This is a genomic window from Aminobacter sp. NyZ550 (assembly GCF_025628925.2).
GTDB classification, from domain to species: Bacteria; Pseudomonadota; Alphaproteobacteria; order Rhizobiales; family Rhizobiaceae; genus Aminobacter; species Aminobacter ciceronei.
In genome coordinates, this window is the sequence record NZ_CP114190.1 from 3717910 (window position 1) to 3732653 (window position 14744).

The window sequence follows — 14744 nt, forward strand, 5'->3', positions numbered from 1 at the left end:
ACCTTTCAGATGGTCAGAGATGGAGAACGGAACGGATTTCGTAGCGGTCGCCGCGCATGGTCGAGACCGTGAATTCAAACGGGCCGGAGCGGTCGAAGGCGATGCGTTCGACCATGAAGGCGGAGCTGCCGGCCTTCAGCTGGATCAGCTCGGCATCCTCCGGCTTGACCTCGCCGATGCGGTAGATTTCGCGTGCCTCCTGGGGCACGATGCCGTAGCTCGCCTTCAGCGTCTCATAGAGCGAGGAGACGCTTGCCGCCGTTTCCAGCAGGCCCGGCACGCGCGCCGCCGGCAGATGCGCGGTCTGGATACCGATCGGCTGGTCGTTGCCAAGGCGAAGGCGGCGCAACTGGAGTACCGGCGTGCCTTCCTCGATCTCCAGCGCGCCGGCCACCTGAGCGTCGGCGGCAATGATCCGGGCGTCGAGCAGCCTGGTTCCCAGATTGAGCCCGAGATTGGCCATCTCCTGGGTGAAGCTGGTCAGGCCGCGCACGCCGGCAATGACGGTCGGGCTGCGCACGAAGGTGCCGCGCCCATGTTCGCGGCTGAGCAAGCCGGAATCCTCGAGGTTGCGCAGGGCATGGCGCACGGTGATGCGGCTCACTCCCAATAGGTCGCACAGGCGCTCTTCATTGGGGATCTGCGCGCCCGTCGCCCACTCGCCGGACGAAATCAGCGTCCGCATCGCCTGCTCGGCCTGGTGCCACAGCGGCTCCGGCCGGTTGCGGTTGGGTTTTGCAAAGATTCCGCTCATCGGATTTCGTCCCATTGTTGGCCGCGCGCGCCGGCGAATGCTGCCCCCACAAGGCTGGCGTCCTTGCCGAAGCTGCCGGCCTCGATGCGCACGCGTCTCAGATGCGGCGGCAATTGCTTTTCCATCGCGGCTCGCACCATCGGCACCAGCACGTCGGCCGCCTCGGCCACGCCGCCGGCCAGGATCACTGTTTGCGGGTCGAGCAGCGCAACGGCGGTTGCCAGGCTCACGCCCAGCGCCTTCGCCGGCCGCGCCAATGCATCAATCGCAGTCGCATTGCCCGCACGCGCCGCCGCCACCAGCCCGCGACCGTCACTGAAGCCGGCCTGCCGCCCGATAGCATCGAACGCCCGACCCGATGCCTGCCGCTCCAGCCAGCCATCGCGGTCGTCGCCTTCATCGTCCAGATCGGCGCAGGCCCAGCCGAAGGAACAGGCAGCTCCCTGCCCGCCACGCATGATTCTCGAGCCTGAGAGCACCGCCGAGCCGATGCCGGTGCCGATCGCCACCAGGATCGCATCCGATAGCGTCTTTGCCGCGCCCGCCGAAGCTTCGGCAAGCAACGCCAGCTGCGCATCTTGGCCCAAACCGATAACGAGATCAGGGAATTGACCTGAGAGGTCGACGCCGTCGAGCCAGGGCAGATTGGGGATCCACAGGCAGCGCGCGCCGCGTGCCGTCCCCGGCACCGAAACGCCGAGCAGTTCGGTACCATGGTCTTGCGCCAGCCCGGTTATCGTCTCGCGGAAACCGTCGAGCCCCCTGGGCGCCGGCCAGGCGCCGATGTGTTGAACGGCTGCAGGCGCGGTATCGTCTGAAATCCCTGCCCTGAGCTGCGTGCCGCCGAGATCGATGGCCAGAACCTTGCTCATCCCTTCACTCCGGAGCTTACGATGGAGTCGACGAAGAAGCGCTGCAGGAACACGAACAGCACCAGCGGCGGCAAAACGGCCAGCGTCGCACCCGCCATGACCAGGTTGGTGTTCATCGCACCCCTGTTGTAGCTCAACAGCCGGCTGAGGCTGATGACGATCGGGTACTGGTCGGCGTTGCCCTGCAGCACCGTCAGCGGCCAAAGATAGCTGTTCCAGTGATAGACGAAGGCAAACAGCGCGAGAGCTGCCACCGCCGGCGTCACCAGCGGAGCCACGATGACGAACAGGATGCGCATCTCCGAAGCGCCGTCCATGCGCGCCGCATCGATCAAGTCGTCGGGCACGCCGGCAATGAACTGCCGCATCAGGAAGATGCCGAAGGCATTGGCCAGGTTGGGCAGGACCACGCCTGCCAGGCTGCCATCGAGCCCGATGGTGCCGATCATCCGGTAGAGCGGGATCAACGTCACGATCGGCGGCAGGAACATGGTCGCGATCAGCAGCGCAAACAGTGCATTGCGACCATGGAAGCGATGCTTGGCAAAGGCGTAACCTGCCATCAGGCTGGTGACGATGATGCCGGCCGTGGTGATGGCGGCGATGACTGCCGAATTCAGCATCGAGCGGCCGACATTGATGACGCCAGACACCTTGCCGAAGGCCTCCAGGCTCGGGCTCTCGGGTAGCCACACCGGCGGCACCTGCATGGTTTCGGCCGGCGTCTTCAGGCTCGACAGTACCATCCATACCAGCGGAAAGGCCGAGGCCACGGCGACCACAAGCATCAGCGTTGCCACGATATAGTCGCCGCTGGTTGGGCGTGACCTGAAGAAAAACAAGCCGCGGCGCGGCCGCCATTCGCCAGCCGCGCTCATTCGTCGTCCCCCTTCCGAGCGAAAGCGAACAAAGCGAAGATCACGACGATCAGCGACAACATCAGCGTCACCGCCATGGCGGAGCCCAGGCCACCCTGGGCGCGTTCGATGCCGACACGCCTTATGTGATAGGTCAACACGTTGGTCGAGCCCACCGGCCCGCCCTGCGTAATCAGCGCCACCGGCTCGAACACCTGCACGGCATTGATGATGGCAATGACGGCGCTGAACAGCAGCGTCCGCTTGAGCAGCGGCAGGGTGATCGCCGTGAACTGCTGGCGCCCGTCCGCGCCGTCGATGGTCGCGGCCTCGTAGAGGCTGGTCGGGATCTGGGTCAGCCCGGCCACGACAAGCACGGTGAAATAGCCGACCTGCTGCCAGACATTGAGAACAACGATTGATACCAGCGCGGTGCTGGGCGACGACAGCCAAGGCTGCGGGCCGATACCCAGCCAGCCGAGCATCTGGTTGATCGGTCCCTCACTCGGCGAATAGAGTTTCGACCACACCAGCGCCACTGCGATCATCGGCACCATGTAGGTCGAAAACAGGATGGTCCTGAGCGCGTTGCCGCCGGCGACATTACGCTGGTAGACGAGCAGCCCGAGGCCAACCGAAACAGGCAAGATAAGCGCCACCGACATCAGCGTGTAGAGCGCCGTATTGACCAATGCGCCCTTGAAGTCGCGCCCCACCGAGGTTGCGCCAAAAATCTCGCGGAAATTGTCGAGCCCGACGAATTCGGCCGTCTGGAAACCGGTCTGCGTCGACCAGTCCTGCAGCGACAGCCACACCGTCAGCACCATCGGTACGACGATGAAGGCGCCGATCAGCGAGACGGCCGGCGCCAGCATCATCCAGACGGAATGTTGGTGGGTTCTGGTCATGAGATGGATCAGTTGCAGTCGAGGGGTGCGCGAGACGGTGACACTGCGTACTTCTCCCCGTTCACGGGGAGAAGATGCCGGCAGGCAGATGAGGGGCAGAGCTTACCTCTCCGAACTTGGAGCCGCCCCTCATCCGGCCCTTCGGACCACCTTCTCCCCGTGAACGGGGAGAAGGAAGTGAGCGCCTACTTCGCAGCTTTCTCCAGGATCGCAGCCGCGTCGGCCTGCGCATTGGTCTGCGCCTCGGTGGCTGAAACCTTGCCATATTGCAGCGCCTCGATGGTCTGCTGCAGCGACTCCGAGAACTCCTGGCCGCCGAGAACGACCGGGAATGGTTTTGCATCGCCCAGCACGCTGACATAACCAGACAGGAATTCCGAACCAAGCTTATCCTTGAAGGCATCGACGTCGGAACTGCGCGACGGCAGGATGCCCATCGACATCAGGATGTTGGCCATGGCCGAAGCGCCGTTCGGGCCCGACTTCGGGCTGTTCAGCCAGGCGAGGAAATCCCACGCCGCCTTCTGCTCGGCCTCCGCCGCGCCCGCATTCACCACGGTCATCCACGAATAGGAGATCGAGCGCGGCTTGTCGCCTGAGGGCCCGACAGGGATCGGCGCCGTGGCGATATCGGCGAACTTGTCGCCCATGCCTGCCCTAAGCGCACTCTCCCACCAGTTGGCCATGATGATCATGCCGGTCTTGCCGGAGACGAAATTGTCGAGGAACGGCCCTGTCGTGTTGGCGTCGGCCGTGCCCATGGCCGGGTCGCTGGAGCCCGACTTGATCAGTTCCTCATAGAGCTGGAAGGTCTCGCCGGCGTTCTTGCTGTCCAACACCGGCTTGCCGCCGGTCACCAGTTCGCCGCCATTGGACACCAGCAGCGACGAAAACGGATGCACCACGCCCGCCGCCCAGCTGTTGATCATGCCAAACCCCTGCTGTCCCGCATCCTTCTTGGTCAGCTTGGCGGCGGCGTCCTTCAGCTCGTCCCAGGTTTTGGGCGCCGCTTCGATGCCCGCCTCCTTGAACAGCGCCTTGTTGTAGTTCAGCGCATAAACATCGATCTCGTTGGGCACGCCGTAGAGCACCCCACCGACGCTCGCCGCCGTCACCACGCCTGCCGGCCAGGCACCCTTGACCTCGCCGGCAACCGTCTCGGGTGCAGGGGCAACGAGCTTGTCGCGCGCCAGTTCCGGCAGCCACAGATCGTAGATGCCGGCGATGGTGGCAGCCTGCCCGCCGGCCTGCGAGCGCAGCGTCGTCAAAAGGTCGCCGAACGGCACGGCGCGCACTGTTACCGCCACGTCGGGATGGTCCTTGGCAAAATCCTTGGCCGCCTGTTCCAGCAGCGCCACCGTCTCCGGCGACCAGTGGGTCAGGTAGGAAATATTGACTGACTGCGCCCATACGGCGCTCGGCAACAGGGCGATGCCGGCGGCCAGCGCGCCCTTGATCCACGCGAGTTTCATAAGATCGTCCTCCACATGCGGGGCCACGTTCCCGGCTTGACCCGCACCAAGAGGTTATAACGTCATACTGACCTGTCAAGGCAGCAGGTTTCGATTTCCGGCGCGTTTCGCACAACCGCAATTTCCGGTGCGCACTTTGTCAGGAGACCGACCGCCCTTGTCTTGCAGTGCCAGACACGGTCCACGACAACTGAACTCGGCAACGACTCACGCCTCGGGAGGATCCGTTGATTGCCGCCTATATCGACGAGTTCATCATGCTCTGCGCCGGCGCCTGGATGACGGCCGTCGGCTTCGGTTATGTCGATCTGACGACGCCTCCCAACCAGCCCTGGCTCGCCAACCTCGTACGCCAGTTCAAGTGGATGGGCCCGCTCCTGATGCTGATCGCCGTCATCCTCGGTATCGCTGCTCCGTCCTGACGAGCGCGCGATGCGCATTACTGAAATCGGGGAGGCCACAATCCCCATTTCGCGCTACGCCGACCCGGCGATTGCGTCCTGCGGCCTGACAACAAGCATCGTCGCAGTCGTCACCGATGTTCTGCGCGCCGGCAGGCCGGTTATCGACTGGGGTTACGCTCAGTTGGACGCTTCTCCCAAGGCGGACTGATCCGCGAACAGGCATCGGCTTCGAGGCCAACGCAGCAACTCGCGCTGTTCAAGGCAAAGCTCGGCATGCCGTGGTTGCGCACCTCCGGCTTGCGCCGCCGCGCCCGCCTGCACTTATTTGCAGCGGGAAACGGAGAGAGGCAGGGCATGGATTTCATCAAGGTCACGGCGGTTTCGCCCTCGGGGGCAACATCCTACATCCGCATCGCCGACATCGTCGGCGTGGCCGCCGGCACGAGCAGTCCGAACACCGGCAAGGCAGTGGTGCAGGTCCGCTCCGGCGGCGACAGGCCCTACCCCTGGCAGGTCATGGAGACGCCCGACGAGGTGATGGCCCTTATCGCGGCCGGATCGTAACAGCAGCGGCGGTACAGTCGGAACTCCACGCCCTGCCCAGCAGGCATGGCGGTGCGCTGCGGCGCTCGCCGAATACTCCTGCTGCCCGTCAGGAATGCCTCCCACAACACATTGCCGTACCACGCCTGGCAGATCGCCTCCGACCACTCCTCGCTGTCGGTTGCCAAGCGCCCAGACGCTCCCTCACCCCGCCAGTGCCAGCTCCACCGCCGCCTCGGCATGCAGCTTGACCACGTCGAATGCCGGCATCGGATAGGCATCCATACCGAGCAGCAGCGGCAGTTCGGTGCAGGCGACGACGGCGGCTTCTGCCCCGCGCGCGCCGAGATCGCCGGCCAGTTGCTGCAGCACCGCGGCCGACACCGGCTTCACCAAGCCGAGCGTCAGTTCGTCGATGATGATGCGATGCAGTGCCGTGCGCTGTTCCTCCGATGGCACGATCACCTCGATGCCAAAACGCTGCTGCAGCCGCTCGGCGAAGAACCCGAGTTCCATCGTGTAGCGCGTTCCGAGCAGCCCGACGCGCTTGATGCCGGCGGCACGGATCGCTTCGCCGGTTGGATCGGCGATGTGCAGCAGCGGAATGCCGATCGCGCCGGCCACCTGATCGGCAACCGTGTGCGGCGTCACCGCTGTCAGCATGGCGAAGGCGGCTCCCGCCTTTTCAAGGCTGCGCGCCGCCTCCGAGATCACCGCCGCAACCCGCATCCAGTCGCCTTCGGCTGCCAGCCGATTGAGTTCGTCGAAATCGAGCGTGAACATCAGCGAGCGAGCATTGTGATGCCCGCCCATCCTGGCATGTGCCGCCTGATTTATCAGCCGGTAATAGAGCGCGCTGGACTCCCAACTCATCCCGCCCAAAAGTCCGATCAGCCTGGTCCGGTCAACAGTCACGATTGTTCCCCCGCTCGGCCGTGCTGGCGGCCTCAATGCTAGGTCGGAACGATCAGGCGATTGTGCAAGGGTTGTACAAGCGGAGTTTCAGCATCTCGCATGCTTTGGAAAATCGAGCCCGGAATCGGCAGCGACAAACAGACCAGGGACAGGCGCAGCCCAGGGACAGGCGGGCCTAAAAAAGTTGGCCCCGCCGCTACCAGGAGCGCACGGGGCCTGTTGTCGGGTTATACCCTTGCCTGCCGGGAATGGTTTACCGGCTTTGCTCTCTCGGATGCTTCGTGGCTCACAGCCAACGATCCGACCATGGTTTCAAATTGTCTGGGGGAACAACAGGTCGGGGTTTGCGTGAGGCTTTTCGCTAGGGAAAGCCAGGCACCTGCGCCTGCTGTGGTTCCGTCCTGTTAGCGGAACCCTTTGGGACTGTCCGGTGGAGTCATGCTCTGCTCCTACGTCAGTTGCGCCATGTGTTCGCCTGCTGCTCAACTCGCGTGTCTGCGGCGTCTCGCAGACCGACCGTAGCATGGTGAGGAGCCCTCAAGGAGGCTCGGCCTCAGGCGACATACGCAGTCTGCCTCCCTGATTCGGCGGCGTCAACCACAACATTGTTAGTCGGGAAAAATGTGATCGAAGTCGGCTTTCGCGGCCCCGGATTCGCGTGATGCTCCTGCCATAACGTTGTCAGGAGCGCGTTCGGCCTTTGTTCTTTCCACTTGCCCCTGCGCGCCAAAGGCGCTTAAACGCGTTTGGTTGCCGCCCCTCTCGACCGGGCGGCGAAATTACCTACATGAGGGGGATGGTTGGGCTCGCCCGCCACTCCAAGCAATTCCAGATTTGAGGCGGCGGCGCGGCAATGGCCGATCACAAGTACATTTCCATTCGCGGTGCGCGCGAACACAATCTCAAGAACGTCGATCTCGACCTGCCGCGCGACAAGCTGATTGTCATGACCGGCCTGTCCGGCTCGGGCAAATCCTCCCTCGCCTTCGACACCATCTATGCCGAGGGCCAGCGCCGCTATGTCGAGAGCCTGTCGGCCTATGCCCGCCAGTTCCTCGAGATGATGCAGAAGCCCGACGTCGACCAGATCGACGGCCTGTCACCGGCGATCTCGATCGAGCAGAAGACGACGTCGAAGAATCCGCGTTCGACGGTCGGCACGGTCACCGAGATCTACGACTACATGCGCCTCTTGTTCGCGCGCGTCGGCGTGCCCTATTCGCCGGCGACCGGCCTGCCGATCGAGAGCCAGACTGTCAGCCAGATGGTCGACCGCGTGCTGGCGGTCGACGAAGGCACCCGACTGTTCATCCTGGCGCCCATCGTCCGCGGCCGCAAGGGTGAGTACAAGAAGGAGCTCGCCGAGCTCCAGAAGAAGGGTTTCCAGCGCGTCAAGATCGACGGCGCCTTCTACGAGATCGCCGAAGCGCCCGTTCTCGACAAGAAGTACAAGCACGACATCGATGTCGTCGTCGACCGCATCGTCGTCCGCCCCGACCTCGCCACGCGTCTCGCCGACTCGATCGAAACCGCGCTCAAGCTGGCCGAGGGCCTGGCGGTCGCCGAATTCGCCGACAAGCCGCTCGATGCCAGCCAGACCGGCGCCGACGCGATCAACAAGTCCGCCAACGAAACCCACGAACGCATTCTGTTCTCGGAGAAATTCGCCTGTCCGGTCTCGGGCTTCACCATCCCGGAGATCGAGCCGCGTCTGTTCTCCTTCAACAACCCGTTCGGCGCCTGCCCGGCCTGCGACGGCCTCGGCAACCAGCGCGCCATCGACCCGGCGCTCGTCGTGCCGGAAGAGCATGTATCGCTGCGCGAGGGTGCTGTGGCACCCTGGGCCAAGTCGACCTCGCCCTACTACACCCAGACACTGGAAGCGCTCGGCAAGGTCTATGGCTTCAAGATCGGCGACCGCTGGCGCGACCTTTCGACTGAGGCGCAGGAGGCCATCCTGCGCGGCACGGGCTCGAAGGAAATCACCTTCAATTATGACGACGGCCTGCGCTCCTACAAGACGACCAAGACCTTCGAGGGCGTGATCCCCAATCTCGAGCGCCGCTGGAAGGAAACCGAATCCGCCTGGATGCGCGAGGAGATCGAGCGCTTCATGTCGGCCACGCCCTGCCCGACCTGCGCCGGCTACCGCCTCAAGCCGGAAGCATTGGCGGTCAAGGTCGGCGGCAAGCACATCGGCGAAGTCACCGAGCAGTCGATCCGCAAGGCCAATGCCTGGTTCGAGGAATTGCCGGCCCTGCTCAACGACAAGCAGAACGAGATCGCCGTCCGCGTGCTCAAGGAAATCCGCGAACGCCTGCGCTTCCTCAACGACGTCGGCCTCGAATATCTGACGCTGTCGCGCAATTCCGGCACGCTGTCGGGCGGCGAAAGCCAGCGCATCAGGCTGGCCTCGCAGATCGGCTCGGGGCTGACCGGCGTGCTCTACGTGCTCGACGAGCCGTCCATCGGCCTGCACCAGCGCGACAATGCCCGCCTGCTCGACACGCTGCGTCACCTCAGGGACATCGGCAACACCGTCATCGTCGTCGAGCATGACGAGGACGCGGTGCTGACCGCCGACTATGTCGTCGACATGGGCCCGGCCGCCGGCATCCATGGCGGCCAGATCATCGCCGAAGGCACGCCGCAGCAGGTCATGGCCAACCCCAACTCGATCACCGGCAAGTATCTGTCGGGCGAACTCGAGATCGCGGTTCCGGCCCAGCGCCGCGAATTGAAGAAAAACAGGCGCATCAAGGTCGTCGGCGCGCGTGGCAACAATCTCAAGAATGTCAGCGCCGAGATCCCGCTGGGCACCTTCACCGCCGTGACCGGCGTGTCGGGCGGCGGCAAGTCGACCTTCCTGATCGAGACCCTGTTCAAGGCAGCGTCGCGCCGCATCATGGGCTCGCGCGAGCATCCAGCCGAGCACGACCGCATCGAGGGCCTCGAATTCCTCGACAAGGTCATCGACATCGACCAGTCGCCCATCGGCCGCACGCCACGCTCCAACCCGGCCACCTACACCGGAGCCTTCACGCCGATCCGCGACTGGTTCGCCGGCCTGCCGGAAGCCAAGGCGCGCGGATACCAGCCCGGCCGCTTTTCGTTCAACGTCAAGGGTGGCCGCTGCGAAGCCTGCCAGGGCGACGGCGTCATCAAGATCGAGATGCACTTCCTGCCCGACGTCTATGTCACCTGCGACGTCTGCCACGGCAAGCGCTACAATCGCGAAACGCTCGACGTGTTGTTCAAGGGCAAGTCGATCGCCGACGTGCTCGACATGACGGTCGAGGAAGGTGTCGAATTCTTCGCTGCCGTTCCCGTGGTGCGTGACAAGCTGATGACGCTCAACCAGGTCGGCCTCGGCTACATCCACATCGGCCAGCAGGCCAACACGCTGTCCGGCGGCGAAGCCCAGCGCATCAAACTGGCCAAGGAGCTGTCGCGCAAGGCAACCGGCAAAACGCTCTACATCCTGGACGAACCGACCACCGGCCTGCACTTCCACGATGTCGCCAAGCTGCTCGAGGTGCTGCACGAGCTCGTCGACCAGGGCAACACGGTGATCGTCATCGAGCACAACCTGGAGGTGATCAAGACCGCCGACTGGGTGCTCGATCTCGGCCCCGAAGGCGGCGACGGCGGCGGCGAACTCGTCGCCTCGGGCCGGCCCGAAGACATCGTCGCCGAACCGCGCAGCTACACCGGCCAGTTCCTCAAGGAACTTCTGGAGCGTCGCCCGCGCGGCAAGCAGGAGGCGGCGGAGTAGTCCGCCGCCATGGCAACGAACGAGCCACATGAACACGCGCGACGCGAGGCATTCGCGGAGATCCCAGGTGGCCGCGAGCTAGTCGATTGGTTTGGCTTCGTGCCACATTTTCACGATGCCGAAATGTTCGACATCGACTTGTCCTCCAGCCGGTCCGGACAGCTGAAGATCCGAGCGTTTCGGATGACCGCTCAGGTTGATGACCAGGGCTATTTTGTCCTTGATCGTCATGTTGTCGTGACACTCACACTCGAATCCATCAGCGAAATCTCGCTGTCCGACTTTCATCTGCCGGGCATTATCGGAGACCTCGTGGTCGTGCGGTCTGACGACGAGTTTCGCGTTGAGTGGGACGCATCCTATGGCGTGGCCGGCCGCATCGCGGCGGCAAGGGTACGCTTTGATTTCGAAGCATGCCCCGTCGAACGAACACCATTGACCGCAACGCATCCAGTCTGACGCCCGGCAGGTTGGCAGGCTATCCAGCTTACGTGGCTACCACCGAGCCCGCCTCGGGCTGCCAGGATGATGCAGGCGATCAGGAACTCGCGGATTTCCGACAGCTCGTAGCCGTCGGCCATCCTGTGCCCGCCGAAGACGAACAGCAGTTGCGACGCCGGTAAGAGCACGGCGACGACAATCCCCGCAGCGCGATACGCCGCCGGCGCCTGCCGCAGTTCGATCGCCAGCCGCCACGCGATCACGACGCCCATGAAAAACCACAGCTGGTAGGGCACGATGTTCCATTCCTCATAGAGCAGCCCGGCCAGTGGCAGCGCCGCAAGCGCAAACAGCCTCGGCGGAACGAATGGCGCGACCGGTCGCAGCCAGGCTGCGACATGCGACGGCCAGGCGGCCGGCAGGACGACGAACAGCAGAAACGCCGCCGAATAATAGACCGCCTCGAACCTGTCTCGTTCTGGACGTTGCCGGCGAACATCGGCCCGGCCGTCCAGCCGCCCCAGTGCTGGCCCCAGGACATCTCCTCCATCAGGATGAGGAAGGTCACCAGGATCAGCGCTGCATGCACGACCCAGCGCGGCAGCCCCAGCACCCTGGCGCGGTTGCGGCGGTCGCGCCAGGCTGCGGCCCCGAGCGCAACCAATGCGCCGATGAAAACCACCTCGGTCAGGATGCTAAGCACCTGCCGTCTCGTTGAGAACCGTCGGCACCGCGGCAACCGCAATCGCCGCTGCCAGCAGTGCACCGGCCATCAGGTAGGATGCACCGAGCAGCAGCGGCGCCTGGCCGTCATCCAAAGGCGATCGCGCATGATCAGGCTAATACAGCGCCGCGACCAGCAGGCAGGCAGAGATCAGGGCGACGAATGGCCTGATCAGCCCAAACATCGTCCAGTGGACACGGTCCTTGGCCAGCAGGTCACGGTCGTTGACCGCGAAATCGTAGGCTATCAGCGACACGATGGTTGCCCCGGCCAGGGCGATCATGCCCATCCGCACCACCCCGTAGGGCGAAGCCGCCCGCGTCCCTGGAATCGTCGACATGAAGGCTCAGACATGTTTGTGTTTGTATGAGCTTCGCTAGCCGGCTACCCTCCAACAGACAGTAAATCTCACACCGGTTCCGCGCGATATATTGCCTGCCGGCCTCGGCCTTCGCGCAAGTTGCTGTCAGGATGCTTGCCCAAGACATCGTTCGCGGCTTTGACGCTCCTCTGCCTTCCGCTAGAAGAGACCGCAGCGACTGAGAAGGGATAGATCGATGACTGGAAACATCCGGGCAGGCATGGGCGGCTGGACGTTTGAGCCCTGGGAGGGCACGTTCTACCCGGAAAAGTTGTCCAAGGCCAAGCAGCTGCAATTCGCCAGCAGCCACGTGCCGACGATCGAGGTCAACGGTACCTATTATTCATCCTTCAAGGAACCGACCTTCCTGAAATGGGCCAGCGAGGCCCCTGATGGTTTCGTCTACGCGCTCAAGGGCAACCGCTTCGTCACCAACCGCCGCGTACTTGGTGAGGCTGGCGAATCAATGACGCGGTTTCTCGGCTCCGGCGTTGCCGCACTTGGCGACAAGCTCGGCCCGATCCTGTGGCAGTTTGCGCCGACCAAGAAATTCGACGAAGCCGACTTCGGCGCCTTCCTCAAGCTTTTGCCTGAAAAGCAAGATGGCGTGAAACTGCGCCATGCGGTCGAGGTGCGCCATGATTCCTTCATCGTGCCCGAGTTCGCCGCGCTGGCCCGGAAGCATGACGTCGCCATCGTGTATGCCGACCACGCCAAATATCCGGCAATTGCCGACATCACCGGCGATTTTGTCTATGCGCGGCTGCAGACCGGCAGCGACGACAATCACGATTGCTACACGTCGGAGGCACTTGATGTGTGGGCCGAACGCGCCAAGGTCTGGGCTGACGGCGGCACACCTGCCGACCTGCCCCGTGCCGATCCAGGCACCGAGGCGCCGGTCAAGCCGCGCGACGTGTTCGTCTACTTCATCACCGAGGGCAAGGTCCGCGCGCCCTTCGGCGCCATGGCGTTCATGAACAGGATCAACGGCTAGCGCACTCCAGGAGAGCCGCCGCAGTTTTCCAGAAAGGCTTTGATCAAGCTCCGGCGTTGCGTCCGGAACCGGCCGTCAGCGCATCCCAGGCGGCCATCGCCCCATCGGCAATGGCCAGCAGCGCCGCACGTGAGGCGCCATCGCGGGCCTGCACCGACATGCCTTGCTGCACGGCAAGGTAAAACGCCGAAATCGCGTCACAATCGGCGGACTCGGGCAGTTCGCCCGCAGCCACGGCCTGTTTCAGGCGGCCGGCCAAGTCGCGCGCGCTCGACATGCGGCGTTCGCTGAGATCGCGGAACACCTCGGCATTGGTTTCGCTGACATTGAGTGCGCCCAGCACGATAAGGCACCCCCTGGGATCGCCAGGTTCGCTGAACGCCCGCGCCGACGCACGCAGAAAATCGCTGATCGCCTCCCTGGCACTGCCGGGGCGTTCGAAGGCGCCCCAGATATCGACACCTTCGGTAGCCCCATAGAGATCGACAGCCTCGCGAAACAACGCTTCCTTGCTGCCGAAAGCCGCGTAAAGGCTGGGCGAATTGATGCCCATTGCCGTCGTCAGCTCCGCCAGCGACGCCCCGTCATAGCCCTTTTTCCAGAACACGCGCATTGCCTGCCGCAACGCTGCATCACGGTCGAAGCTGCGTGGACGACCCTTCTGAGACATCTCAAACCTTTCTGTTATGAACGATACATAATGTTCTTGACGCCCTTGCGCAAGGCTGCCATCTATTTTGTATCATTCAATACAGAAAGATAAATCATGTCCTCCCTCAGCGATACGAAACAACACTCCGGGCTCAAGCTGTCCGGTCTGGAACTGGCCGGCAAGGTCGCCCTGGTGACCGGCGGCAGCCGTGGCATCGGTGCTGCCATTGCCGTCCAGCTCGCCACATCAGGCGCCGACGTCGCCCTGACCTATGTCCGCTCTGCGGAAAAGGCCGAGGCCGTCGTCGGGCAGGTCGAAGCCCTTGGGCGGCGTGGCCTGGCGATCCAGGCCGACAATGCCGATGCCGCAGCCGTCGAAGCGGCGGTGACTGCCACCATCGCGGCGTTCGGCCGTCTCGACATCCTGGTCAACAGCGCCGGCATCTGGCACCACGGCCCCATCGACACGGTTTCGCTGGAACAGCTCGACGAAGTGATGTCGGTCAATTTCCGCGCCCCCTTCATCGCCTCGAAGGCAGCGGCCGGCGTCATGCATGACGGCGGTCGGATCATCTCGATCGGCAGCAACCTGGCTGACCGTGTTCCCTTCGAGGGCATCGCGCTCTATTCGGCCAGCAAGGCAGCGCTTGTCGGCCTGACCAAGGGCCTCGCGCGCGACCTCGGCCCGCGCGGCATCACCGTCAATGTCGTCCATCCCGGCTCGACCGAAACCGATATGAACCCCGCCGAGGGTGACGTCGCCGACTACCAGCGCAGCCTGATGGCCATCCCGCAATTCGGCTCGCCCGACGACATCGCCGGTCTTGTAACCTGGCTCGCCGGCCCGCAATCCCGCTTCGTCACGGGTGCAGCGCTGACGATCGACGGCGGCACCAACGCCTGAGCACGTCCTCTCCACCACCCTGCCTCCGGAGCGTTGAGAGCATTTCACCTTTGTCGCGATCCTTCCCGCCCCCCTCTCGCCTGCCGGCCATCTCCCCCGCAAAGGGGAGATCAGGCCGTCATTGACCTCGCAGTCAATCGCCATACCAGTTGGTTGCACATTGGGA

The 14744-nt window shown here is 63.9% G+C and carries 17 protein-coding genes; 6 read left to right on the forward strand and 11 right to left on the reverse strand.

Annotated elements, in window-relative coordinates:
- Nucleotides 1-13 precede the first annotated feature (13 nt).
- The 5 genes from N7E70_RS18465 to N7E70_RS18485 form a co-directional block, all read right to left on the reverse strand.
- A complete protein-coding gene (locus tag N7E70_RS18465; protein WP_263007249.1) occupies nt 14-754 on the reverse strand; it encodes a GntR family transcriptional regulator in 741 nt (246 codons plus the stop codon).
- Nucleotides 751-1626 carry an ROK family protein gene (locus N7E70_RS18470; protein WP_263007250.1) on the reverse strand — a complete coding sequence of 292 codons (876 nt, stop codon included), beginning with the start codon at nt 1624-1626 and terminating at the stop codon, nt 751-753. Before N7E70_RS18470 ends, N7E70_RS18465 begins: the two co-directional genes overlap by 4 nt.
- Nucleotides 1623-2504 carry a carbohydrate ABC transporter permease gene (locus N7E70_RS18475; protein WP_154387056.1) on the reverse strand — a complete coding sequence of 294 codons (882 nt, stop codon included), beginning with the start codon at nt 2502-2504 and terminating at the stop codon, nt 1623-1625. The genes N7E70_RS18470 and N7E70_RS18475 overlap by 4 nt, the downstream gene beginning before the upstream one ends.
- Nucleotides 2501-3391 carry a carbohydrate ABC transporter permease gene (locus N7E70_RS18480; RefSeq protein WP_263007251.1) on the reverse strand — a complete coding sequence of 297 codons (891 nt, stop codon included), beginning with the start codon at nt 3389-3391 and terminating at the stop codon, nt 2501-2503. Before N7E70_RS18480 ends, N7E70_RS18475 begins: the two co-directional genes overlap by 4 nt.
- 185 nt (nt 3392-3576) lie before the next feature.
- Nucleotides 3577-4863 (reverse strand): extracellular solute-binding protein, encoded by a 1287-nt coding sequence (locus N7E70_RS18485; protein ID WP_263007252.1) that lies wholly within the window; start codon nt 4861-4863, stop codon nt 3577-3579.
- A 227-nt stretch (nt 4864-5090) separates the two neighbouring features.
- Here N7E70_RS18485 and N7E70_RS18490 point away from each other — a divergent pair, with 227 nt between their 5' ends.
- The 3 genes from N7E70_RS18490 to N7E70_RS18500 all read left to right on the forward strand — a co-directional run bounded on the left by N7E70_RS18490 (nt 5091) and on the right by N7E70_RS18500 (nt 5831).
- Complete coding sequence (locus N7E70_RS18490; RefSeq protein ID WP_263007253.1) at nt 5091-5285, forward strand: hypothetical protein; 195 nt, start codon at nt 5091-5093, stop codon at nt 5283-5285.
- A gap of 10 nt (nt 5286-5295) precedes the next feature.
- On the forward strand, nt 5296-5475 hold the full coding sequence (locus N7E70_RS18495; RefSeq protein WP_263007254.1) for a hypothetical protein: 180 nt from the start codon (nt 5296-5298) through the stop codon (nt 5473-5475).
- A 146-nt stretch (nt 5476-5621) separates the two neighbouring features.
- The gene (locus tag N7E70_RS18500; RefSeq protein ID WP_263007255.1) at nt 5622-5831 is read left to right on the forward strand and encodes a hypothetical protein; all 210 of its coding nucleotides are present in this window, start codon (nt 5622-5624) and stop codon (nt 5829-5831) included.
- A gap of 183 nt (nt 5832-6014) precedes the next feature.
- On the opposite strand, the gene N7E70_RS18505 is transcribed toward N7E70_RS18500, so the two are convergent.
- The gene (locus N7E70_RS18505) at nt 6015-6725 is read right to left on the reverse strand and encodes an aspartate/glutamate racemase family protein (RefSeq protein ID WP_246765287.1); all 711 of its coding nucleotides are present in this window, start codon (nt 6723-6725) and stop codon (nt 6015-6017) included.
- 853 nt (nt 6726-7578) lie between these two features.
- On the opposite strand from N7E70_RS18505, the gene uvrA reads away from it, so the two are divergent.
- A complete protein-coding gene (gene uvrA / locus N7E70_RS18510) occupies nt 7579-10500 on the forward strand; it encodes an excinuclease ABC subunit UvrA (RefSeq protein ID WP_067962280.1) in 2922 nt (973 codons plus the stop codon).
- A gap of 78 nt (nt 10501-10578) precedes the next feature.
- On the opposite strand, the gene N7E70_RS18515 is transcribed toward uvrA, so the two are convergent.
- The 4 genes from N7E70_RS18515 to N7E70_RS18530 all read right to left on the reverse strand — a co-directional run bounded on the left by N7E70_RS18515 (nt 10579) and on the right by N7E70_RS18530 (nt 12005).
- A complete protein-coding gene (locus N7E70_RS18515; RefSeq protein WP_182575847.1) occupies nt 10579-10731 on the reverse strand; it encodes a hypothetical protein in 153 nt (50 codons plus the stop codon).
- Nucleotides 10732-10859: 128 nt separating this feature from the next.
- Nucleotides 10860-11237, reverse strand: a complete 378-nt coding sequence (locus tag N7E70_RS18520; protein ID WP_263007256.1) for a hypothetical protein — start codon at nt 11235-11237, stop codon at nt 10860-10862.
- Between the two features lie 399 nt (nt 11238-11636).
- Nucleotides 11637-11759, reverse strand: a complete 123-nt coding sequence (locus tag N7E70_RS18525) for a hypothetical protein (protein WP_263007257.1) — start codon at nt 11757-11759, stop codon at nt 11637-11639.
- 21 nt (nt 11760-11780) lie between these two features.
- On the reverse strand, nt 11781-12005 hold the full coding sequence (locus N7E70_RS18530) for a hypothetical protein (RefSeq protein WP_263007258.1): 225 nt from the start codon (nt 12003-12005) through the stop codon (nt 11781-11783).
- Between the two features lie 217 nt (nt 12006-12222).
- On the opposite strand from N7E70_RS18530, the gene N7E70_RS18535 reads away from it, so the two are divergent.
- Nucleotides 12223-13023, forward strand: a complete 801-nt coding sequence (locus tag N7E70_RS18535; protein ID WP_246341035.1) for a DUF72 domain-containing protein — start codon at nt 12223-12225, stop codon at nt 13021-13023.
- Between the two features lie 43 nt (nt 13024-13066).
- Here the strand turns inward: N7E70_RS18535 and N7E70_RS18540 are convergent, their stop codons facing one another.
- Nucleotides 13067-13693, reverse strand: coding sequence for a TetR/AcrR family transcriptional regulator (locus N7E70_RS18540; RefSeq protein WP_192319537.1), 627 nt, complete (start codon nt 13691-13693; stop codon nt 13067-13069).
- A gap of 138 nt (nt 13694-13831) precedes the next feature.
- Here N7E70_RS18540 and N7E70_RS18545 point away from each other — a divergent pair, with 138 nt between their 5' ends.
- The gene (locus tag N7E70_RS18545; protein WP_263007332.1) at nt 13832-14578 is read left to right on the forward strand and encodes an SDR family NAD(P)-dependent oxidoreductase; all 747 of its coding nucleotides are present in this window, start codon (nt 13832-13834) and stop codon (nt 14576-14578) included.
- Nucleotides 14579-14744: the final 166 nt, after the last annotated feature.

Coding starts and splice junctions, on each gene's coding strand:
- N7E70_RS18465 (WP_263007249.1), bottom strand. CDS start 754: ATGAGCGGAATCTTTGCAAAACCCAACCGCAACCGGCCGGAGCCGCTG.
- N7E70_RS18470 (WP_263007250.1), bottom strand. CDS start 1,626: ATGAGCAAGGTTCTGGCCATCGATCTCGGCGGCACGCAGCTCAGGGCA.
- N7E70_RS18475 (WP_154387056.1), bottom strand. CDS start 2,504: ATGAGCGCGGCTGGCGAATGGCGGCCGCGCCGCGGCTTGTTTTTCTTC.
- N7E70_RS18480 (WP_263007251.1), bottom strand. CDS start 3,391: ATGACCAGAACCCACCAACATTCCGTCTGGATGATGCTGGCGCCGGCC.
- N7E70_RS18485 (WP_263007252.1), bottom strand. CDS start 4,863: ATGAAACTCGCGTGGATCAAGGGCGCGCTGGCCGCCGGCATCGCCCTG.
- N7E70_RS18495 (WP_263007254.1), top strand. CDS start 5,296: ATGCGCATTACTGAAATCGGGGAGGCCACAATCCCCATTTCGCGCTAC.
- N7E70_RS18500 (WP_263007255.1), top strand. CDS start 5,622: ATGGATTTCATCAAGGTCACGGCGGTTTCGCCCTCGGGGGCAACATCC.
- uvrA (WP_067962280.1), top strand. CDS start 7,579: ATGGCCGATCACAAGTACATTTCCATTCGCGGTGCGCGCGAACACAAT.
- N7E70_RS18515 (WP_182575847.1), bottom strand. CDS start 10,731: ATGACGATCAAGGACAAAATAGCCCTGGTCATCAACCTGAGCGGTCAT.
- N7E70_RS18530 (WP_263007258.1), bottom strand. CDS start 12,005: ATGTCGACGATTCCAGGGACGCGGGCGGCTTCGCCCTACGGGGTGGTG.
- N7E70_RS18535 (WP_246341035.1), top strand. CDS start 12,223: ATGACTGGAAACATCCGGGCAGGCATGGGCGGCTGGACGTTTGAGCCC.
- N7E70_RS18540 (WP_192319537.1), bottom strand. CDS start 13,693: ATGTCTCAGAAGGGTCGTCCACGCAGCTTCGACCGTGATGCAGCGTTG.